This is a genomic window from Pseudohongiella sp. O18, assembly GCF_021729085.1.
In the GTDB taxonomy this organism is placed as follows: Bacteria; Pseudomonadota; Gammaproteobacteria; order Pseudomonadales; family Pseudohongiellaceae; genus Pseudohongiella.
In genome coordinates this window covers 52,313-73,227 of the sequence record NZ_JAJSAR010000002.1, presented here as the reverse complement: position 1 = coordinate 73,227, position 20,915 = coordinate 52,313, and the positions used below count along the sequence as shown (strand labels likewise).

The 20,915-nt window shown below is 52.3% G+C and carries 20 protein-coding genes and 2 pseudogenes; 12 read left to right on the top strand and 10 right to left on the bottom strand.

Annotated features, from left to right (window positions below):
* Positions 1-41: 41 nt before the first annotated feature.
* From merA to merT, 3 genes are read right to left on the bottom strand one after another with little or no spacing between them, the layout of a single operon-like run.
* Positions 42-1,448: a mercury(II) reductase gene (merA, locus tag LVD14_RS07640; RefSeq protein WP_237133497.1), complete on the bottom strand. Its 1,407-nt coding sequence runs from the start codon at positions 1,446-1,448 to the stop codon at positions 42-44.
* A gap of 12 nt (positions 1,449-1,460) precedes the next feature.
* Positions 1,461-1,769 carry a mercury resistance system periplasmic binding protein MerP gene (gene merP, locus LVD14_RS07635; protein WP_237133496.1) on the bottom strand — a complete coding sequence of 103 codons (309 nt, stop codon included), beginning with the start codon at positions 1,767-1,769 and terminating at the stop codon, positions 1,461-1,463.
* Positions 1,770-1,782: 13 nt separating this feature from the next.
* Positions 1,783-2,133: a mercuric ion transporter MerT gene (gene merT / locus LVD14_RS07630; protein ID WP_237133495.1), complete on the bottom strand. Its 351-nt coding sequence runs from the start codon at positions 2,131-2,133 to the stop codon at positions 1,783-1,785.
* A gap of 72 nt (positions 2,134-2,205) precedes the next feature.
* Here merT and merR point away from each other — a divergent pair, with 72 nt between their 5' ends.
* Both merR and LVD14_RS07620 read left to right on the top strand, forming a co-directional pair.
* Complete coding sequence (gene merR / locus LVD14_RS07625) at positions 2,206-2,625, top strand: Hg(II)-responsive transcriptional regulator (RefSeq protein ID WP_237133494.1); 420 nt, start codon at positions 2,206-2,208, stop codon at positions 2,623-2,625.
* A 767-nt stretch (positions 2,626-3,392) separates the two neighbouring features.
* Positions 3,393-4,217, top strand: coding sequence for a cation transporter (locus LVD14_RS07620; protein WP_237133493.1), 825 nt, complete (start codon positions 3,393-3,395; stop codon positions 4,215-4,217).
* A gap of 40 nt (positions 4,218-4,257) precedes the next feature.
* On the opposite strand, the gene LVD14_RS07615 is transcribed toward LVD14_RS07620, so the two are convergent.
* Positions 4,258-6,219: a TonB-dependent receptor plug domain-containing protein gene (locus LVD14_RS07615; RefSeq protein ID WP_237133492.1), complete on the bottom strand. Its 1,962-nt coding sequence runs from the start codon at positions 6,217-6,219 to the stop codon at positions 4,258-4,260.
* Between the two features lie 163 nt (positions 6,220-6,382).
* On the opposite strand from LVD14_RS07615, the gene LVD14_RS07610 reads away from it, so the two are divergent.
* Positions 6,383-6,814 carry a Cd(II)/Pb(II)-responsive transcriptional regulator gene (locus LVD14_RS07610; protein ID WP_070116083.1) on the top strand — a complete coding sequence of 144 codons (432 nt, stop codon included), beginning with the start codon at positions 6,383-6,385 and terminating at the stop codon, positions 6,812-6,814.
* A 47-nt stretch (positions 6,815-6,861) separates the two neighbouring features.
* Here LVD14_RS07610 and LVD14_RS07605 read toward each other — a convergent pair whose 3' ends face one another.
* From LVD14_RS07605 to LVD14_RS07585, 5 genes are all read right to left on the bottom strand, one after another.
* The gene (locus LVD14_RS07605; RefSeq protein ID WP_237133491.1) at positions 6,862-7,770 is read right to left on the bottom strand and encodes a cation diffusion facilitator family transporter; all 909 of its coding nucleotides are present in this window, start codon (positions 7,768-7,770) and stop codon (positions 6,862-6,864) included.
* A gap of 63 nt (positions 7,771-7,833) precedes the next feature.
* Entirely contained in the window at positions 7,834-10,956 is a 3,123-nt protein-coding gene (locus LVD14_RS07600; protein ID WP_237133490.1) for an efflux RND transporter permease subunit, read from the bottom strand.
* A 14-nt stretch (positions 10,957-10,970) separates the two neighbouring features.
* Complete coding sequence (locus tag LVD14_RS07595) at positions 10,971-11,924, bottom strand: efflux RND transporter periplasmic adaptor subunit (RefSeq protein ID WP_237133489.1); 954 nt, start codon at positions 11,922-11,924, stop codon at positions 10,971-10,973.
* Positions 11,925-11,939: 15 nt separating this feature from the next.
* Positions 11,940-13,235: a TolC family protein gene (locus LVD14_RS07590; RefSeq protein WP_237133488.1), complete on the bottom strand. Its 1,296-nt coding sequence runs from the start codon at positions 13,233-13,235 to the stop codon at positions 11,940-11,942.
* A gap of 63 nt (positions 13,236-13,298) precedes the next feature.
* The gene (locus tag LVD14_RS07585; RefSeq protein ID WP_237133487.1) at positions 13,299-13,778 is read right to left on the bottom strand and encodes a hypothetical protein; all 480 of its coding nucleotides are present in this window, start codon (positions 13,776-13,778) and stop codon (positions 13,299-13,301) included.
* A gap of 14 nt (positions 13,779-13,792) precedes the next feature.
* Here LVD14_RS07585 and LVD14_RS07580 point away from each other — a divergent pair, with 14 nt between their 5' ends.
* A complete protein-coding gene (locus LVD14_RS07580; protein ID WP_237133486.1) occupies positions 13,793-14,002 on the top strand; it encodes a hypothetical protein in 210 nt (69 codons plus the stop codon).
* Between the two features lie 159 nt (positions 14,003-14,161).
* Positions 14,162-14,380, top strand: a pseudogene (locus LVD14_RS07575) (HupE/UreJ family protein); the annotation flags it as partial.
* Here LVD14_RS07575 and LVD14_RS07570 read toward each other — a convergent pair.
* Positions 14,307-14,528, bottom strand: a complete 222-nt coding sequence (locus LVD14_RS07570; protein ID WP_237133485.1) for a hypothetical protein — start codon at positions 14,526-14,528, stop codon at positions 14,307-14,309. The pseudogene LVD14_RS07575 and the gene LVD14_RS07570 sit on opposite strands and share 74 nt — an antisense overlap.
* A 965-nt stretch (positions 14,529-15,493) precedes the next feature.
* Here LVD14_RS07570 and LVD14_RS07565 point away from each other — a divergent pair.
* The 7 genes and pseudogenes from LVD14_RS07565 (at position 15,494) to LVD14_RS07535 (ending at position 20,888) form a co-directional block, all read left to right on the top strand.
* Positions 15,494-16,246 carry a MauE/DoxX family redox-associated membrane protein gene (locus tag LVD14_RS07565; RefSeq protein ID WP_237133484.1) on the top strand — a complete coding sequence of 251 codons (753 nt, stop codon included), beginning with the start codon at positions 15,494-15,496 and terminating at the stop codon, positions 16,244-16,246.
* 371 nt (positions 16,247-16,617) lie between these two features.
* Positions 16,618-16,728: pseudogene (locus LVD14_RS15550) on the top strand (MerR family transcriptional regulator); the annotation flags it as partial.
* Positions 16,729-16,965 (top strand): hypothetical protein, encoded by a 237-nt coding sequence (locus LVD14_RS07555; RefSeq protein ID WP_317622701.1) that lies wholly within the window; start codon positions 16,729-16,731, stop codon positions 16,963-16,965.
* 56 nt (positions 16,966-17,021) lie between these two features.
* The gene (locus LVD14_RS07550; protein WP_237133483.1) at positions 17,022-17,306 is read left to right on the top strand and encodes a DUF2933 domain-containing protein; all 285 of its coding nucleotides are present in this window, start codon (positions 17,022-17,024) and stop codon (positions 17,304-17,306) included.
* A gap of 73 nt (positions 17,307-17,379) precedes the next feature.
* A complete protein-coding gene (locus tag LVD14_RS07545) occupies positions 17,380-18,297 on the top strand; it encodes a DMT family transporter (RefSeq protein ID WP_237133482.1) in 918 nt (305 codons plus the stop codon).
* A 115-nt stretch (positions 18,298-18,412) separates the two neighbouring features.
* Positions 18,413-18,694 carry a DUF5676 family membrane protein gene (locus LVD14_RS07540; protein WP_237133481.1) on the top strand — a complete coding sequence of 94 codons (282 nt, stop codon included), beginning with the start codon at positions 18,413-18,415 and terminating at the stop codon, positions 18,692-18,694.
* 877 nt (positions 18,695-19,571) lie between these two features.
* Positions 19,572-20,888, top strand: a complete 1,317-nt coding sequence (locus tag LVD14_RS07535; protein WP_237133480.1) for a hypothetical protein — start codon at positions 19,572-19,574, stop codon at positions 20,886-20,888.
* Positions 20,889-20,915: the final 27 nt, after the last annotated feature.

Here is a 20,915-nt window from a genome sequence, read left to right as displayed (position 1 = left end):
GCCGATTTCAAGGATGATTCCAGGCAACCTCGTGCACTCTGCTACGCAGCGCAACAAGATAACTGTTTAACATCCTTAGTGAACGTCTGAGCGCAAAGCTTGAGACCTTCCACCATGGTCAAATAAGGAAACATCTCATCACCGATAGCCTTCACCGTCATGCCTGCGCGCAGCGCCATTACCGCCGTCTGAATCAGTTCACCGGCGTCTCCCGCTACAGCCTGCACACCCAGCAACTTTCCTGAGTCGCGATCGGCCACCATCTTTATAAACCCATTGGTGTCGAAATTGACCAGCGCGCGCGGTACATTCTCCAGATCCAGCACGCGGGTATCCACGGTAAAGCCTCGCTTGATTGCCTCGGCTTCTGTCAGGCCAACGGTGGCCACCTGAGGGTCGGTAAACATCACGGCTGGCATGGCGCTGAGGTCCAGGATTGTCTTGCCTCCCGTCATGTTGACAGCAGCCCGACTGCCTCCGGCAGCGGCGACGTAAACAAATTGCGGCTGACCGGTGCAGTCACCGGCGGCAAAGATACCGGGGACCGTGGTTTGAAGTTGTTCGTCCACCTGGATCGCACCACGGGAGGTTTCCACGCCGATACCCTCCAGGTTCAGGGCCTCGGTATTGGGGGTCCGTCCGGTGGCTATCAACAGTTGACTTGCCCGCAGGGTACCAGCGTTGGTGTGGAGAATAAATTCATTGTCGGTATATTCCGTACGGCTGGCCTGCGTCTGCTTGAGCACCTCGATGCCTTCGCGCTTGAACGCTGCCTCAATGGCCTCGCCGATTGCAGGGTCTTCACTGGATAGCAGAGTGCTGCGGGCCAGGACAGTGACCTGGCTACCCAGTCGGGCAAAAGCCTGAGCCAGCTCCAAAGCGACAAATCCGGCGCCGATTACAATCAATCGATCTGGCAAAGCCTCCAGTGTCATTGCGCTGGTGGAAGTCAGGTAGGGCGTTTCAGCCAGCCCTGGTAGCGGCGGCACCGCCGGGCGGGCGCCAGTGCCGATGAAAGCACAATCGAAGCGGACGCTCTGCTCGTCACCTTCATTCAGTCTGACCGCCAGGTGATGGGCATCAAGAAAGCGGGCCTCGCCGTTCAGGACCGTGATGCCTGGGTGGTCGCGCAAAATCCGCTGGTACTTGGCATCACGCAGCTCGTCGACACGTTCTTGCTGTAGCTGGAGCAGTTTCGCCCGATCCACCACCGGTGCGTGGGCGCTCAATCCCTCGTCAAAGGGGCTTTCCTTTCGCTGATGCGCAATATGCGCGGCGCGAATCATGATCTTCGAGGGTACGCAGCCGACATTCACGCAGGTGCCGCCGATGGTACCTCGCTCGATCAGGGTAATGCGTGCTCCACGTTCGGCCGCCTTCAGGGCGGCCGCCATGGCCGCCCCGCCGCTGCCGATCACCGCAATATGCGGGGTTTTGTTATCGCTCATAAGGGGTTTTCCTTACTGAGATGAGTCGTTGTCATTCGCGCTCATGAATTTGAGGATCGATGGAAAGCCGGCGTTGGTGGTGGCTTCGGTCAACGCCGCCACGGACGTCTGGGCGTCGTCGAAGGTGACCACGGCTTCACGTTCTCGATAGTCCACGTCGATCTGCGAGACGCCTTCCACTTGGCCTAGAGCCATCTTGATGGTGATCGGACAAGTAGGGCAGGTCATGCCCGGCACTGAAAGTGTGACGGTCTGCATTGCGGCCCATGCGGGCATGCTTAGCAGGGCGATAAACAAGGGCATAATGAATCGCATTTTCATGGGAAATCTCCTTTTAATAGAACAGGGGAAGAGCGTAAGGGAACACCACGCCAATCAATACCAGTACCAATACCATCCAGAATGCGACCTTGTAGGCAGAGCGAACGCGGGGGACGGCGCATACCTCTCCCAGCTGGCATTTCTCCGATGGGCGGTAGATTCGGCGCCAGGCGAAGAACAGGGCCACCGCCGCTATGCCGATGAAAAGCGGACGATAGGGTTCCAGCGCCACTAGGTTACCAATCCAGGCGCCGGATATTCCCAGCGAGACCAGCACCAGAGGCCCGAGACAGCAGGCCGAGGCCAAAAGCGCCGCAACCCCGCCGGCAGCCAGGGGAAAGCGCCCTGAATTCGACATTGACATAATGCTTACTCCTTTCCTGATCCTCTCCAATGGATTAAAGTTACATCCGTAGCTGGATACGGAGTCAATAGCATGCAGAACAAATCCAATACAATGACCATCGGCGGGCTGGCCAAGGCTGCCGACGTGCATATTGAGACGATCCGTTACTATCAGCGGCGAGGCCTGTTAAAGGAGCCTGATCGTCCGTTGGGCGGCATTAGACGGTATGGATCTACCGATATAGACCGATTGATGTTCGTGAAAACGGCGAAAGAGCTCGGCTTCAGTCTTAATGAAATTAGCGACCTGCTTCGGCTGGAAGATGGCGCTAATTGCCTGGAAGCCAGTGCTCTCGCCGAGCATAAGCTGGAGCACGTACGAAAGAAGATCGTCAGACTGAAGCGCATAGAGAAGGTGTTGCGTGAAATGGTCGGTCGATGTCACGCGCAGCAGGGCAATGTCTTTTGCCCCTTGATTGAGTCTTTGCATGAAGGAATCACGAAAGCGTGACAGCCAAAGTTTTGAGCGTGCCAACAAAGAACACGTGAATGAATCACTGCAGATTCACTGATGATCAAAATTCTCAATGATTACAGGCATGGCGTCAGGTATTGCTTTTTCGACGGCGATAGCCTGGTTTCTGTAATGAGTCCGCCGCCCCAACAAAAACGATCAGCTCTCCGCTGATGCCGGAGACGGCGTAGGCTTTCGATGTTGACGGCAAATAGGGGCGTCCTGCGGGGTAAAACTCAGCAAAAACTGTATTCGCTGGAAGTGGTCGCACGGATCCCACTTCTCTATCGTCGGTTGGTTCTGACGAACCTAGTAAACTCAGGAAAGTCCCGCAAACTCCCGCATTTAAACGGTTTTCAGCCTGGGGATAACCTACCCAAAGGACTTCAACCCATTGTTTTAATGAGAAATATTGGCGCACCCGGAGAGATTCGAACTCCCGACCAAGTGGTTCGAAGCCCCTATTGCAAGCGCTATATGATTGTTTTTATTAACTTTAATAGTGCGTCCGTTGCGTGATTTTGCACTATAAAGCACAACAATGCACAACCAAACCCGCAAAAGTCCCACAAGGACTTAGCGCAGAATACGGGGAAGAGGCACTAGCCCGAAAATATACTGAAAACCTTGTCTGTGGCCAAAGTGAGGCATAACACTAGATTTAGGAAGCCTAGTTGACACCTAGTGCATTAGGAATCAATCTGATCAATGTCTCGCTTGTGAGGTAGAATAGAAATTAGTGGCAAAAACAGGGTTTATTTCAAGTGGCAGAAAACAAATTTGTCTGCGAGTTCAATCTTCCAAAAATGGACTGTGCCGCTGAAGAGCAGATGGTTCGAATGGCATTTGCGCATATTGAACCACCTCCGACTCTTATTTTTGATCTAAAAAATCGCAGCCTTAGAATAGTCCACAGTGGCAAACTATCTGACATTCAGTCACGACTTGAAGCATTGCGCCTGGGTGCAAAATTGCAATCAGTGCGTGAACTTAGTGAAGATGAACTGACTCAGACCATGAAGCAGTCAGATGTAGATCATGCGCGCGAATCGTACGCACTCAAGTGGTTGTTAGCTATCAACGGGACTATGTTTTCTCTTGAGTTGATAGTCGGCTGGATAGCGCAATCTACCGGCTTGATCGCCGATTCCTTAGATATGTTCGCAGATGCCGCAGTTTATGGGCTGGCACTGTATGCGGTAGGGCGCGCTAGCAGCTTGAAGTTACGTGCAGCCCATCTGGCGGGGCTTTTACAGATGCTGCTCGCGTTGAGCGTACTTGGTGAGGTCGTGCGACGTTTCTTTTTGGGTAGTGAGCCTGTTTCCGGATTGATGATAAGCTTTGGGATGCTAGCGTTGGCAGCCAACATCGCTTGCCTGATAATAATTCATCGCGAGAAAGACAGCGGCGCACATATGAAGGCCAGCTGGATTTTTTCGGCAAATGACGTTATCGCCAACGTTGGCGTCATTCTCGCCGGGGTGTTGGTGACCTGGACAGGATCAAGTTATCCAGACCTGGTGATTGGTTTCATTATTGGTGCCATTGTATTAAACGGTGCCTGGCGCATTCTTCAGCTTAAAAATTAGCACATTGGACATTTGTACATGCCTCTATGATGAACGCAACCTAGAACAACACTTTAATACCCCCATTCACAATAAAACCATCAAGCGGGGCATAAATATCCCTGAATTGAGGATTCGATAGGCTGCCGGTGTAGATAGTATCGAACCGTGTTTGACGGGTATCACCAAAGTTTTCGAAATTAAGGAATAGCTTTACGTTTTCCGCCAAAGTCTTCTCTGTCATCACACCTGTGACCCAATAGCTTTTACCTCTGGCACCGTCGCTCAGACGCTGCGGTCCATAGTAATAAGCTTCAAGTCCTATCCTGAAATCATCTTCGCGCTCATAGATTAGAACATTGTTGAGCCGGTGTTCTGACACCAGCGGCGCTCTGGATACAGTACCCGCATAGTGCTCCCGCACATTCGCATGCGTATAACCCAGAAACAGCTTGAAGTCGCCGTATGTGGCTGTAACAGTGATCTCTACGCCCCGTGTATCGACATATCCATCTGGTTGCGTAAATTCAAGGTTATCTCCCTGCTCCTGCAACTCCAGTGGATCGTCCACGCGTGTATAAAACAGAAGCGAATTTAGCGTAATAAGGTTACCGTTACCCTGGGGTATCCTATAGGTCACATCCATGTTGACACCTTTGGACTGCTCCTCATTCATTGAGCTGCGGTCCAACGGTAATACATTGCGGAACTGCACACTCTCTGCTTCTTCAATGAATAATGAAGGCAAACGATAACCCAGGCCACCACCAGCGCGAACAGTAATGTCAGGCGTCGGCTCGTACAAAAACGCGACACGCGGCAGAGTAATGGTACCGTGATCATCGTTGTGGTCTACGCGAACGCCTGCTTCAATACTGACGGTGTCGGTCAGCGGTCGGGAGTTTTGAATGAATGCACCCAGCGTATACTGAGAGAAATCCTGATTAAAGCCTGGTACGGCGTCCTGTTGTTCAAATTCTTCAGTGATCAGGCTCAAGCCCGTTATCCACTCCGCAGCTCCCGTCGGCAGCGCGTAGTGCAGCTCGCTGAAGCTTGATTTTTGTACCCCCGCAAATCCAAAGTCGGCCATTTCAAGCTCTCGATCAAAGTGTCCCAGACTGTTTCTGAAATTTAAAGTCCCCTCTCCCAGCGGCCGACTATATTCGAGCTGACTTGACAACCGCTTGGTACGATTGTCTTCGTAATAAGGCTCGGCGACCGGCCTGTCTTTGATGTAATCCATATTGCCGCCGAGGCGGTCTTCCACAACGGCGGTAATGCCGATGCTCAGCTCGCTTGAATCATCCAGATAGAAAAATGCGCGCGGATTCAGCGTCCATCGCTCAAATTCAGGAATAGCTGACAAGCCGACGTCCGACGGATCATAGGCAGCGTTTTCGTTCCATGAGGCGAAAAGCGTGGTACCTACGTTGTCGCTGCGCGAAGCGTGAAAAGCACTGGCATCGAGCCCACCCGCCGAAGTTCGATTTAGTAACATGCTGGTCTCTGGCTCGTAATCAGGCACTTTGGTGATCAGATTCACTAAACCCGCTATTGCGCCGCCTCCATACAAGGTAGAAGACGAGCCCTTGATGACCTCAACTGCCTGCAGATCCAGAGGCGCGATCTGGAGCAACCCAAGTCCACCGGCAAAGCCCGAATACAATGGCAAGCCGTCGCGCAACATTTGTGTGTAGCGGCCGTCCAGCCCCTGGATACGGATACTCGAGTTAAATGTGGTCGCCGAAGTCTGTTGAACCTGAATGCCGGTGCTTTCATTCAACAACATCCTGATGTCACCAGGTTTCATGTTCACCTTTTCACCAAGCTCTTCACCCGAGATTAATTCCACTCGTGTTGGCAAATCTTCCAATGAACGACGGCTTCGGGTAGAGGTCACCAGGATTTCTTCGACTGCCTCTTCCTGGGTATCTTCATCATCATCAGATTGGCCATACGCATCAGGTTGAACGATACAAAATACTAATACTCCACACACTAACGGGGACCAAAAAGACTGCATGATAAGAGCTCCTTTATGAACTGCTATTTTGGCTGACATCTGAATCAATGATGGAGGAGTCAGCTTTGTAGAACGCCGCTTTGGTGGCAATGGCCGACATTTAAAACCCTGTAGCTACTCCAGGGTCAATAGGGTATTATCTGGAAAAATTATAGAGGTGAGCATGCGGATAGGACAGCTAAGCCAAGCAACTGGCATAGGGATTGAAACAATTCGCTACTATGAGAAAGTTGGGTTGCTGCCCGACCCTGCACGATTGCCGAATGGTTATCGCGATTATGGCCCTGGGCACCTGGACAGATTGGCATTCATTCGCCAATGCCGCTCTCTGGATATATCAATCGCTGATATAGCGCGTTTGCTCGATTTTCGACATGGTAGTCCAACAGATTGCGACGCGATCAATCAGCTGGTCGATGAACATCTGGCTCAGATTCGTACTCAAATTGTCAGCATGCGTGCGCTAGAGAGCCAGCTCATTGAGTTGCGTAAACGCTGTTCAAAAGGAAAGAGAACGCCTGATTGCGGTATTCTCAATGAATTGACAACCTCAGCCCGTGGCAAAATGGCAATCAAACGGTTCCCTTCACATTGATTAGCAACTGATCAACCTCACAGCCAATCACAGTCTATGGTGTCATTCTATCCGTGCCCATATATCTTGGTATCCTGGTGACAGTGATCAGGGTGTTCAAACTCCAGCGTGGAATGCCGTATGTTGAACTCCGCCTCCAGCGCCTTTTTTAGCCGATGTTTGGTCTGCTCAAACTGATCCCAGGCGCCGGCATCAATGACTACATGAGCGTCTAGCGAGGCTTCATGCTCACCCATTTGCCAGCAATGCACATGATGAACATCAACCACGCCTTCGATCCTGGTGAGTACCTGAATGACAGCGTCCGTATCAATATTCAAAGGGCTCCCCAACATCAATGTTCTGATACTTCCACCGATTTCTGTCAGGCCAAGATAAAGAATATAGCTTGCGATGACGATGGTGATGACAGGGTCAACCCAACGCAGGTCGTAGAGCAGGATGAAAACACCGCCAATGATCACGGCAACTGATGCGAGCGCATCGGACAGATTATGCAGAAACAGCGCACGGATGTTGACGCTGTCTTTCTGCATTGAATAGGTGAGCAAGGCTGTCAGCGCATCCACGGCCAGTGCAATACCGCCAAGCCAGATAACCCACCATCCTTTGACTTCCGGGGGATCCAGTATCCGCATCCCACCTTCGTAGATCAGATATATCCCAATGATAATCAAGGTGGTGTAGTTTATCAGGGCCGCAACCACTTCAATTCGCCCATAGCCAAAGGTCATTCTGGCGTCAGCCGGACGGCGCGAAATTTTCCGGGCGGCAAACGCAATGACCAGCGCTGCCATGTCCGAAAAGTTATGCAAGGCATCGGCAATAAGCGCCAGGCTGCCGGCAAAAATACCGCCCCCGATTTGCGCAAACGTCAGAATAGCATTGGCCCAGATGGCGATGGCAACGCGCTTATCCTTCGATTCCGGGGACATATGGTTGTGTTCGTGACTCATTGGATCACCCTCGTCCTAGTCGCTGGAAAATTGCCCCCGGCAAGGTCGCTAGGGGCAAAGCAATCACCTTTCCTTAAGTTTTTTGTCTTTCCTGTGCAGCAGGGTATAAAGCACCGGCAACACAAACAACGTCAGTAATGTCGACGAAATAATGCCGCCAATCACGACTGTAGCCAATGGCCTTTGAACCTCAGCACCTGTTCCGGTGTTTAGCGCCATGGGCACAAAACCCAATGCCGCGACAAGCGCTGTCATCAGCACCGGCCGCAGACGTATCAATGCGCCTTCAGTTACTGACTTGATCAGGTCACCATTCGCGTGCCACAGGTCGCGGATGAAAGCCACCATCACCAGTCCATTGAGCACGGCAACACCTGACAAGGCAATAAAACCCACCCCGGCAGAGATTGACAAGGGCATGTCTCGCAACCACAAAGAGAATACCCCGCCTGTCAGAGCAAGCGGTACGCCACTGAAGATAATCAAGGCATCCTTGAGCGAGCCAAATGCCATCACCAACAAAGCTACAATGATCGCCAGGGTGACGGGAACCACAATGGCAAGACGCTGACTGGCGGACTCCAGTTGCTCGAATGTGCCACCATAGTCGAGCCAATAGCCTGCGGGCAGATCGACCTCCTGCTCCATACGCTCGCGGATTTCCTCCACAAAGCCACCCAGGTCGCGATCACGAACGTTGGCGGTAACCACAACCCGTCTTTTGCCATTCTCGCGGCTAATCTGGTTGGGTGCGGGTGCCAGTTCCAGTTCTGCCACTTCCGATAACGGTACATAGCCCCCGTCAGGAAGCGGCACGGGTAGATCCGCCAGGCTATCCACATCCCGGCGGATATCTTCGGGTAGCCGGACCACCAACTGGAAGCGGCGATCACCTTCGTAAATCAGGCCTGCATTCTCGCCGCCGACGCCTGCTGCCACTAGGTCTTGCATGTCATCAACAGTCAGGCCGTAGCGCGACAGTGCCATGCGTTTGGGGTGAATCGAAAGCATGGGCAACCCCGTGACCTGTTCCAGTCGGGCATCAGCAGCGCCGGTGACCGACTCAACCACCTCCAGCACCTCAGTGGCCGAGGCAAGCAACTGATCCAGGTCATCACCGAATACCTTGATGCCCAGATCTGCCCGCACCCCTGAGATCAGCTCATTAAAACGCATCTCGATGGGCTGGGTGAACTCATAGTTGTTGCCGGGCAATTCTTCCACCGCCGCCTGGATTTCTGCGATCAGCGTATCCCTTGGTTTACCCGGATCGGGCCATTCCTCTTTGGGCTTAAGGATCACAAAGTTGTCGGCCACGTTGGGCGGCATGGGGTCGGTGGCGACCTCTGGCGTGCCGATTCGCGCAAAGACCTTGTCTACCTCCGGAAATTCCTTGATACGCTGCTCAAGCTGTTCCTGCATGGCAATCGACTGCTCCAGACCCGTGCCCGGAATGCGAAGTGCATGTAAGGCGATATCCCCTTCGTTAAGTTGCGGGATGAACTCAGAACCGAGCGTTGTCGCCAACCACAGACTGGCGGCCAGCAACACACCGGCACCGGTGAGTACCATCAAACGGAACCTTAGCGCGAGCTCCAAAGCCGGACGGTAAAGCTTTTTGGAGACGTTGATGACAGCACTTTCCTTTTCCCGGACCTTGCCGGTCATGAACACAGCAACTGCGGCGGGCACAATGGTCAGCGAGAGCAGCATCGCGGAAAGCAGCGCCATGACAACCGTAGCGGCCATGGGATGGAACATCTTGCCCTCGACACCGGTGAGGGAGAAGATGGGTATGTACACCACGGTAATAATGGCCACACCGAACAGGCTGGGCCGGATAACCTCGGAGGTCGCTTCGTACACTAACTGCAGCCGCTCCTTCAACGGTTGTCGTCCGCCACTGGCGTGCTGTGCTTCGGCCAGGCGTCGTGTGCAATTCTCCACGATGATGACCGCGCCATCGACAATGAGACCAAAATCCAACGCCCCCAGACTCATCAGGTTAGCGGAAACGCCGGTGCGCACCATGCCGGTAATGGTGGCGAGCATCGCCAACGGAATCACTGCTGCGGTGATCAGCGCCGCGCGCAGATTGCCTAGCAGCAGAAATAGCACGACAATCACCAGTAGCGCGCCTTCCAGCAGATTCTTCTCCACTGTAGCGATGGCTTTGTCAACTAATGTAGTACGGTCATAGACGGTTTCCAGGCGCACACCTTGCGGCAAGGACGGACGGATCTCCTCCAGCCGTGCGGCGATGGCGCGAGCAACGCTGCGAGAGTTTTCGCCCACCAACATCATGGCGGTACCCAACACCGTTTCCACGCCATCGCGGGTGGCCGCACCCGTGCGTAGCTCCTTGCCGATGGCCACCGAAGCAACATCCGCGACCCTGACAGGGGCGCCATTGCGATTGGCTATCACCACCTGCTCAATGTCACTGATGGTCTGCAATTGACCGGGCGAGCGTACCAGCAACTGCTGGCCATTATTTTCAATATAACCGGCCCCGCGGTTGGCATTGTTGCTCTGTAATGCTGTGACCAGGTTTTCCATAGTGACACCCAACTCGAGCAACCTTGCTGGATAAGGGGTCACATGATACTGCTTGTCGTATCCGCCAATAGAATTGATTTCAATGACACCTGGTACCTGTGCAAGTTGCGGCTTGATGATCCAGTCCTGCACTTCCCGCAAGGCTGTCGGTGTCCAAGGTTCACCGTTGGCTTGTGTGGTGCCGGGAATAGCATCCACGGTGTACATAAAAATCTCGCCCAGACCGGTAGAGATAGGTCCCATTTCTGGCTCCATGCCCGGCGGCAGGACACTCTTGATGGAACCAAGTCGCTCATTGATCAGGTTACGCGCGAAATAGAGATCCGTGCCCTCTTCAAACACAACAGTGACCTGGGACAAGCCGTAGCGTGACAGCGAACGGGTGTAGGACAGATTCGGCAGCCCGTACAACGCGGTTTCGACCGGGAAGGTGATACGTTGTTCGGCTTCCAGAGGCGAATAGCCGGGGGCTTCTGTGTTGATCTGTACCTGAACATTGGTAATATCCGGCACCGCATCAATAGGCAGGCGCTGGAAACTCCAGACCCCCGCACCAATCAGCACCAGAATCAGGGATAACATAAGATACCGCCTCTCAACCGAGAAGCGGACGATTGCATCAATCATGGTGGCCTCCTGGCTTAGTGGGCGTGTTCTGCGCCGGATTTTTCAATATCGGCTTTGATGAGGTAGCTGTTGTCGACCACATAGCGCTCACCTGTCCTCAATCCGGACAGGACTTCGACAAACTCGCCATCGGTGAGACCGAGCTCCACAGGACGTGCTTCAAATGCGTTACCTTCGTGTATGAATACAACCTGCGAGTTGTCCAAGGATTGCAATGCACGTCTCTCAATAACCAGCGGTGCCTCCATACGCTCCACCACGATGTGTCCGGTAACCAGACGCCCCGGGGCTAACAAGCCATCAGAATTGTCAATTTGCACTCGGGCAATGACATAGGGAGAGTCATCGCCTTGCGGCAGGATGTCGCGAATGCTGGCCTCGATTTGAGTATCGCCGGTATCGATACGGACCATCTGTCCGGGAGCCACCTGTTGGCGCTGGCCCGGAAAGATTTTCAGCTCTGCCAACAAGATATCAAGCGGGGCGATGGTGAACAGAGCCTGTTCCATGGCCACTCCGCCCAGATTGGCGTTGCGCTCCAGTACGGTGCCACTTATAGGCGCTGTCACCGTGTAGGTTTGAAGGCTGTCATTCGATTCGATAGTAATCAGCCGATCACCGGCCTCGACGCTATCGCCCAGGCCTGCGTTTACATTAACGATCTGCCCCGGAAACCGGGCCCGAATGTGGACAATGGTGTCTGGGTCCAGCGTTAGTCTCCCATAGCTGACCAATGTACGTACCAGGGTGCCGCTACCGGCTTCTCTGCTACGGATACCGACCTGCTCTGCCATGCTGGCTGAGATTTCCACGTGGGCGCTTTCCGACTCTTCGTGTTCACCGGCTTCTTCATGATCCTGGTGTTCAGCATTTTCTTCATGTTCATGAGTATCTTGTGCGGCAAGCATCGGAGCTGATGTCATTGCACATAGACTGGCAAGAATAAGTAATAAATTAACGTTTCTCATAGTCATTGTCCTTTTTCAGCGATCAGCCAGCGGCTGGGCTGTAAGTTGTTCGATCAAGGCCTGATTCAGCAGCGCTGTTGCTGCGGAGTCGACCAGAGCACGCTGTGCGGCGAGTAATTCACGTTGTGCGGCCATCCATTCCACATAGCTGTAGCGCCCGCTTTCATAAGCTTCGCGGGTTTGAGTTAGCGCCTCGCTCAGATCGGGTAGCATCTCGTTGCGGATCCGCTCCACGGCGGCTATGCTTTGCTGCCTTTGTTGATAGGCATCAAACAGATATGAATGCAGGTTCAGCAGCGTGGTCTCGCGTCGATACCTGACTTCGTCGCGGGCCGCTCGTGCCGCGCGAACTTCGCCACGGTTACGCTGGACTGGGAACAGTGGCACGGAAAATCCAGCTGTAAATGCGAAGTCATCAGTATCTTCCCTGCGTCGGACACCCACTTGCCAGCCAATGTCGCTTTCAGACTGGCTACGGGCCAATTGAATCTCTGCTTCGCGCACTCGCTGTTCACTGGCATAGACCTGAATGGCAGGGCTGTCGCTGACGCGCTGGAACAAGGTCTCAAAACTGTCGGAAGACCCGAATTGAAACAGATCACCCTGCAACTGGCCGAACTCTGCCGAGGTGTCCCCCCACAACAGAGCCAGTGCCATCTTTCGACTAACCAGCTCCGATTGCAGGCGTGACTGTTCAATCTGGCCTTGCGTCAGCGCAGCCCTGGCCCGCAATACCTCAGCCTGGGATGTAGCGCCTTGATTGGCGCGCCGGGTAACGATATCAAGTGTCGACTGAGCCAGTGACACTGCATCAGCAGCAAGTTGAAGTTTCTCCTGCAATGCCAGGGTAGCAACAAAACGTTGAGCGACTTGCCCCAGCAGATCAAGGGTTTCCGCCCTACGTTCCGCCTCTACAAGTTCTCGCCGCGAATCGACTGCACTGACTCGTGCCTGCCGCTGCCCGCCAAGTTCAAGAGTTGACGACAGTGTCAGGGTAAGCTCCGCGCCCACCAGGCCGCGCGCATCTGCGGTACCGAGGAAGTTCTCGACCTCAGCGCCGACTTCCAGTGCCGGACTCAGATCGGCCGTGATTCGGCGCCCCTGAAGTCCATCAAGACGCAGGTCAAAGACCTGTAACCGCGGATTTTGCGCCATAGCGCGGGACATGGCATCGCTCAAGGTGAGCGTGTTATCTGCCGCCTGGACGGTAGTGAAATTGAGCGGATATACAATAACCGCCCACAACAATAGGAAAAAAATACGATACGACAATGCGCATCTCGCCGCATACACGGGCAATTTGGAAGGCATGAGAATGCTCCTACGAAAGTCTGAAAAACAGCTATTCCCTGATCAGGGAAGATATAAGCAGTGTCAGGCGATCGGAGGGCGCAGCAGTGGGGGGTGGATACCTTTCAGCAAGCTGGCTCGATAAACCAGTACAACTGAAGCCTCGGCAGTAGCAGGAAGAGATGTCTGTGGTATCACCAAACCCATATGAAAACAGTTATGGTTGTGATGACAATCAGCGCTGGAGTGATGAGACTCATTTTGAGAGGGATAGCTTTTATGTACTTCTCTTTCGATGTCAGCCGACGCCAATGAATGTTCATGGTGCGGTGCTGACGCGTGGTGAAGCTGCTCTTCATAGGCAATAGAAATCACTGACTGCAAAGCAATCATGAGCGCTACCGCTAAAATGAAACAGCGTTTGATCATAAAACCCACCAAGAATTCATCTCTTAGCTTACCAGATTCACGTGGAAAAGAAAAACTTTCGAATTTTACAAGATTCCCGCGAACATGGTTTGACCTTGTATCGAACACAGAGATAGGATTTTTAGGATAACTCATAAAGAGCCATTTCCGTGTACCGCACAGTTTTTTTCGCATTGATGCTGGTCATGCACTACTCGTTGGCATTCGGAGCCATTGAGGCAGCCGCCATGCCAGATGAGCAGCATCCGTTGGGCAAAGCCATTCAACACAATCATCACCATGCACATGCTGATGACCATAGTCATGATCACACGACTATCTGGGGCCGTACAGCACGAAACCGCTGGCGACGTACATGATCATGAACACAAACACGGTATAGACATTCAATTAAACATGAATGTACTTGGCTTATTGGCTCTGGACTTTTTCAGGGCTGATTCTCCGCCGGTCGCTCGGTACCGGCTCGATCACAACTCAATAAGTTACGCCCCCGCCGTCCCTCCGCCCAATCTCCTTTAGTCACCGGCTATGACGATCTCTTGTTTTTGGTCGGTGTGATTTTTTTCCTCCATCGATTCAAGGATGTAGCCCTCTACGTCAGCTTGTTTGCGCTGGGGCACACCATAACCCTGCTGCTTGGCACTCTGATGCAGATAAGCGTTAACGCCTATCTGATTGATGCCATTCCCCCGCATCGGTGGTCGTATGCAGCTTTTCCATCTGTTGCTGCATTTTCTCCATGTTCCCCTGCATCTGGTCCATCCGCTTGTCCATGTCCATGTTCATCGACTGATTAGCCGGCTTCGTTTCTTGCTGTGCGATTACGATCGGCGTCAACAATGTGCAGGCAAGGATTGCACTAACGAGTATTGAAGTTTTCATATGGGGTTATCTTCTTTTGGGTTGAGTAATTCGAAGTTTCATGTCTGATGACCACGGAAGGTCAAAGCTTGCTGTGCGTAAAACGCAACGGTTGGACTACCTTTATAGATGTTAAATTTTTCGACGTCCGTTCGCTGTCGAACATAGACAGCATGGCACCCATATGAGGTTCCAAACCGATTTCTCGCCAAGCCATATCTGGGGTTGCAGGCTTCCAGAATTCGGTGCGACTACATGTCCTTGTCCAGCTTTTCTGTTCATTGTGGTACTGGCGCACATCGGAAAATCCGGGGATGGTCAAAGCCGCTTTGGGACAAGACGCTTCTTGTATTAGGGATACACGAATAGAGACTTTTTGGACCTATGTAACGTGTTTGGACCCCGGAGATGGTGCTATGGTCATGAAGCCGAAGATGAAGTGGTTGCCGATAAAAAATGATCGCGCACGGGGAAAAGTGTCTTGCTTATCCCGCCCACAGTGCCGAATAGGGTGTGTCATCTTGCCTTTTGGCAAGACGACTTAACCAACAACGACTGGAACAGAACGAAAAAAGCTTTCACGACATTGCACGATTACGGCAACGCATGCTCAACGCCGTAGAGACATGGAGTCAAAAACTGAATCTAACTCCAACAGGAGAGATGATCTGCCATCTAATACAAGAATTTGGCGATACTGCTACATCGCGAGTGAACGGTAACTGCTAATCGGAGCAATCGACATGACTAAGCAAAATCCTTCAACGCACTCGCAAGCACTTGATACGCAGCGTGCAAGTAATATAGGTCAGTTTGTGGTGCCCGACATGGGCAGCCTGCCGCCCTATCTGAGAAAGTGACCCAAAGATTACATATTTGTAATCTTTGGGTCACTTTCTAGACAGAAGTGTAATTTTACAATCAGTAAACTTACACTTCAGACGCTTAGCAATCTGTCAAATCAGTTGTATATGGAGGAAGCACAGATGTCAGACACAAAAACAGCTGAGCTGTACCGTATGGTAATGAAAGACCATCTCTGTCCCTACGGCTTAAAGTCGAAACACTTATTGGAGGCCCAAGGGTTTCACGTGGAAGATCATCACTTGAAAAACCGGGACGAAATCGACGCGTTCAAAGCCGAACACGATGTAGACACGACGCCACAGGCTTTCATCAATGGAAGCCGGGTTGGCGGATATGACGAACTGCAGACCTTTTTCGGAAAAGATCCGAAGAGCGGTGACGAGACAACTTACTGGCCCGTTATCACCCTGTTCTCAATCAGCTTTCTGATGGCCGTAGGGGCGGCCTCAGTTGCTGAAGGACAATGGCTGACTTTGCGCACTTTTGAATGGTTCATCGCTTTTTCAATGTGCAGTCTTGCGTACCTGAAAATACGCGATGTCGAAAGCTTCTCGACTATGTTCCTGAACTATGACCTTATGGCCCAAAAATGGGTGCCTTACGGATACCTATATCCCTATGGTGAAGGCCTGGCGGGCATACTAATGATTGCCGGTGTACTATCATTTATTTCGATACCCATTGCTTTGTTCATAGGGACTGTGGGTGCCGTCTCGGTGTTCAAAGCCGTATACATTGAAAAACGAGAGCTCAAGTGCGCCTGCGTCGGGGGCGAGAGCAATGTACCGTTGGGTTTTATTTCCCTCACAGAAAACTTCATGATGCTTGGCATGGGCATATGGATGCTTGTCAAGACAAGTATTCTGGGATAACCGCAGTCACTATGACTGTCAATTTTCTGAAGACCATTCATACATCCGAAATCAAAGACTGGTCTCATCAAATTTTGTGAAAACTTTACAGCATTACAGGATTGTTATCCCTGGAATCATACGAGTGTCAGGCTACGAAACATTTTTAGCGTTATATGGACCTTGACCTGGGTGCAGGACACAGCCTTATGATTAGGACAAGTGTATTAACATCCGGGGCTACAACTTCTGCGTTTGACTCAAATCATATTGTTGAAGTTCGTGGATAACTAAATTTGTCCGGAGCGATGAAAAATAAGGCACTACGATGCGCGTCAAACAGCTAGCCGAGGTGATTGGGGTGACCGGCCACACCGCGCTACTACACCCGTATCGGATTCCTTAAGCCGAACAAGTCACCTGCCAACGGCTACAAGGAATACGGCGCAAAGGACAGGCGTGTATTGCGGTTTATCCTGAGCGCTCGTCAATTGGGGTTTTCAGTGAAAGATATTGGTGAAATTATCCATACTTCAGAGCAGGGCATGTATCGTACCACCTTCCGCCAAATTGTCGAAAATCTGTTCTGGGCCTGGTTCTACAACCTGGCAGCCATCCCGATAGCTGCTGTTGGGCTGCTTCACCCCATGATCGGGGTGATTGCCATGACCATCAGCTCCCTGTCGGTGATCGGTAACTCTTTGCGCCTTAAGCGGGTGAAGCTGAATGTAGACAAATGATCGATCGGACACCAAGGTAAAAAACTCTGTCTAATGGACGGTACAGGAGATAGTCTATGGCAATAAAAACCCGATACTGGACGAGCTTGCACGGTATTACAACAATCATTCTTGTAGGGACAGCTCTGTATTTTATCTTCGCTGAGCATAGCGCTCACGTCCTTCCGTACTTGCCCTTTCTGATCATTCTGCTTTGCCCACTGATGCACATCTTCATGCACAAGGGACACGGCGGCGGGGAAGGCCACAGCCAAAGTGAGCATAATCACCAGAATGAAGAAGAGGCTTATCACCGCGGCATGGAAGAAGGTAGGAAAGAGAATCAAAAACGGAAAAAATAATAACTAGAAGCATAAAATAAACGATGAAAATCACTTTCTGCTCCTCGCAATCCGCGAGTTAGGTTGATTCACCATGGGCTCCTATCTAAAGTTGACCAATGTCGCATGGATGCTAGTGGTTACACTGCTCTGGGCCATCTGCTTTCCGTTCATCGTGACCGGGCTCCCGGATGCCCCACCCTTGCTGCTTGCTGCTTTGCGTGCTTTTCTGGCCAGTGGACTACTCTTTGCGGTGTACCTGATGCAGCGCCTGCGCGAGCCGTATCTTTTTAACCTACGAGACCTGGGGCAGTTGGGCCTCATCGGATTGTCGTACACGGCGATGGGCTTTGGCGGGATGTTTCTAGGGGCCGGACATCTGTCTCCGGGACTGGCAACTGTTCTGGCAAGTACGCAGCCCTTGATTGCTGCGGCGATCGCCGCCGCTTGGCTGGGGGAGACGTTGAAGACCAAGGGCATAGCCGGGCTTTTCATCGGCTTTTTGGGCGTCGCCTTGCTTTCTTGGTCCGGATTTGACAATAACAATGCCGGTTATCTGTGGGGAATCATCTGGGTTCTTATGGGCGCTTTCGGAGTAGCCATCGGCAACATCCTGTTAAAAAAGCGTGCAGGGGGATCAATTGCCGCACCCATGGCCGTCCAGTTGTTAATAGGCGGCGGAATACTTTTGCTTGCATCCGCGATCGGCGGTGAACAATGGGATATTCGGTGGACATTTCGATTCACCGGTTCCCTGCTCATTCTATCTGCTCTGGCGACAGCCGCGATGGTATTCTTATGGTTCGGGCTACTGGCTCGTGCGCCTTTGAATCAACTGAACGTTTTCAGCTTCCTGACCCCGGCGTTTGGCCTGCTGATTGGCTATTTGTTCTTTGAAGAACGGCTGCAACTTGTCCAGATCTTGGGAATCATTGTGATCATTTTTGGTATTGCCCTGATGCACGCAAGCGACGCTGTCCTGGATCCTAACGATACAGTAATGCCCTCTTAGCCACTTAAACCACTACGCCCTATGAAGAAATCGATGAGAGCAATCAATATCTGGAACAACGTCTGACCCAAAAAGAATCCAGTTTTTTTACCACAAGGAAACGAGGAAACTAGTTATGAACAGTTCGAACGCACCTGATATCCATTTACGTATCATCCCGGTAGGTAACACCCTGTCACTGCTGCTGGTAATCAGCTACCTGCTGTGTGTTGGCTTTGGTCTACTCGCCCCGGGACAGATGCGCATGTATGAGGCGTGGGCGCCGTTGCTGCCTGGTTTTGAATGGCTTACGTGGACGGGATTTTTGATTGGATTGGTAGAAGTTTATTTGTACGGTTGGTATATCGCGGTCTTGTTTGTCTCTTTATACCGCTGGTTCACAAAAGGCAAACATTGACATTTTTAACGCTTATAAGTCTTTTTTGTCATGGTGCCCGCGGCATTTGTTCCGGCCAACTAAATCCTGACACATTTTTTGGCCCTAACTCATGGTCAACTGGCGACCTACCGTTGTTGGCCTGTATGGTTCCTGGAGGGGAATCACCGAACTGAGAAAGGTATGATCAAAAGAATATTCGAAGAAGCAATCGATAGTCCGGAACACAGACACAACCCCCGCTTTCCAGAACTTCCTCTGGCGGGGTTCGGGCTTCTGACGCATTTCTTATGGGAGATGCTTCAGGTGCCTTGGTATAGCGGAATGGCAGAGGCATCCCACGCTTCGGTGGTTTGGTTATGTACACGCGCCACGGGCGGTGACGTCGTGATTCTGCTAGTCAGCTTCTGGTTGGCATCGGTAACCTGCAGCACCCGACAATGGCTCCTCAGGGGCGATCGAAAACCTGCGGTCGTCCTGCCTCGTCGTCACAGTCGTACTCGAATGGCTAGCGACTGGTCCTCTGGAACGATGGACGTATGCCGACTCTATGCCAATTATTCCGCTGTTGGACGTGGGCTTGACCCCTGTGCTGCAATGGTTGCTGTTGTCACCGATGATAATGTGGCTGGCGCGCCGACACATGCTTGGCCACATCGCTCTCCGTCCTTACAAACCTAGCTAATCGCGCGGGACTATTGGCAGCAAGACAAAAGGGAGAACGTAGCAGCGAAATGAGGTGATCGAGTTCGCCTCCCTTTTCGCGCCTTTCATGGCCTGACAGAGGCGGTGATTAGTATTCTTGAGTTGAGCCACCGACTTTTGCCCGCAACAATGACGTGATTCTGACAAAAGCTGTACAATGCCTCCCGGTATCAGTTTTCAGGAGAAGCAGGCTTTGTCCTCTATCGATAATTCTTCCGACCCAACAGAAGCGGAAAGGCTGAACCAGCACTGCATTTGCGTCACACTTGACCGGCCAGCAATCGCTCACAATATCACCGATCAACTGGGTGACAACGCCGACGAAATCCTCTCCAGTGCTGCTTGGCAGCAATTTTTCTCGAATACCGCAGTGTTTATTCCTGAGCAGATACTGGGACACATGCAAGGCATTGTCCATGCCCTGGAAGCTGCGGCCACACTCCCCGATTATCGGCGTCGTGTATTATCCTGGGCGCCACAAAGCGCGCAGATCGATCCGGGACTGTCCGGCGCATTTATGGGTTACGATTTCCACCTGGGGGCGGATGGTCCTCGCCTTATCGAAGTCAATACCAATGCCGGTGGCGCATTCCTCAACGCCGTGCTAGGACATGCTCAGATTCAATGTTGTGGCGGCTCAACGCGCGTGTCCGGCGCGGAAGGCTTCAACGCTGCTGTGATTGCACAATTCAACAGTGAATGGCGTGCACAGCGCGGCAGCGGCCGACCCACAACTATAGCGATAGTCGACGAGCACCCGACCGAACAATATCTCTATCCGGAATTCAGACTGGCACAACAGTTGTTGCAGAATAATGGCTTCGATGCACTGATACTGTCTCCCTCAGACTTCATATATGAGGCAGCCGCACTGTATAGCGGCGACAAAGAGATCGACATGGTTTATAACCGCCTGGTAGATTTCGGACTGGAAGCACCTGATCACGCGGCCCTGCGCTCGGCGTGGCTGGACGGCAGTGCTGTCATCACGCCTAATCCCTTTGTCCATGCGCTTCGCGCAGACAAACGCAACCTGGCACTGTTATCAGATCGTGACACCCTGCTGGAATGGGGATTGAGCGCCGAACACGCTGAATTGCTGCACCATGGCATTCCTCGCACGGTACCGGTCACCGCTGCCAACGGCGATGAGCTCTGGCAACAGCGCAAACAGTGGTTTTTCAAACCGGTGGCCGGTCATGGCAGCAAGGGCGTCTACCGCGGTAGCAAACTGACCCAAGGCACCTTTGCCCGTATTCTTGACAGCTATTACATCGCTCAGGCCTTTGTACCGCCTTCCGAACGTGTCGTCATGGTTAATGGAGAGCGGCAGATGCTCAAGGTTGATGTGCGCCTGTATACCTATCGCGGCGCCGTGTTGCTGGCGGCGGCCAGGCTTTATCAGGGCCAGACCACCAATTTCCGTACGCCAGGCGGCGGCTTCGCTCCCCTGATGCTATTGGATGACTCTGTGAATATCAAAAGCAGGGCACAAATCGACAACTTTTGATTTAACCGAGGCCATGCTGCGAAATTT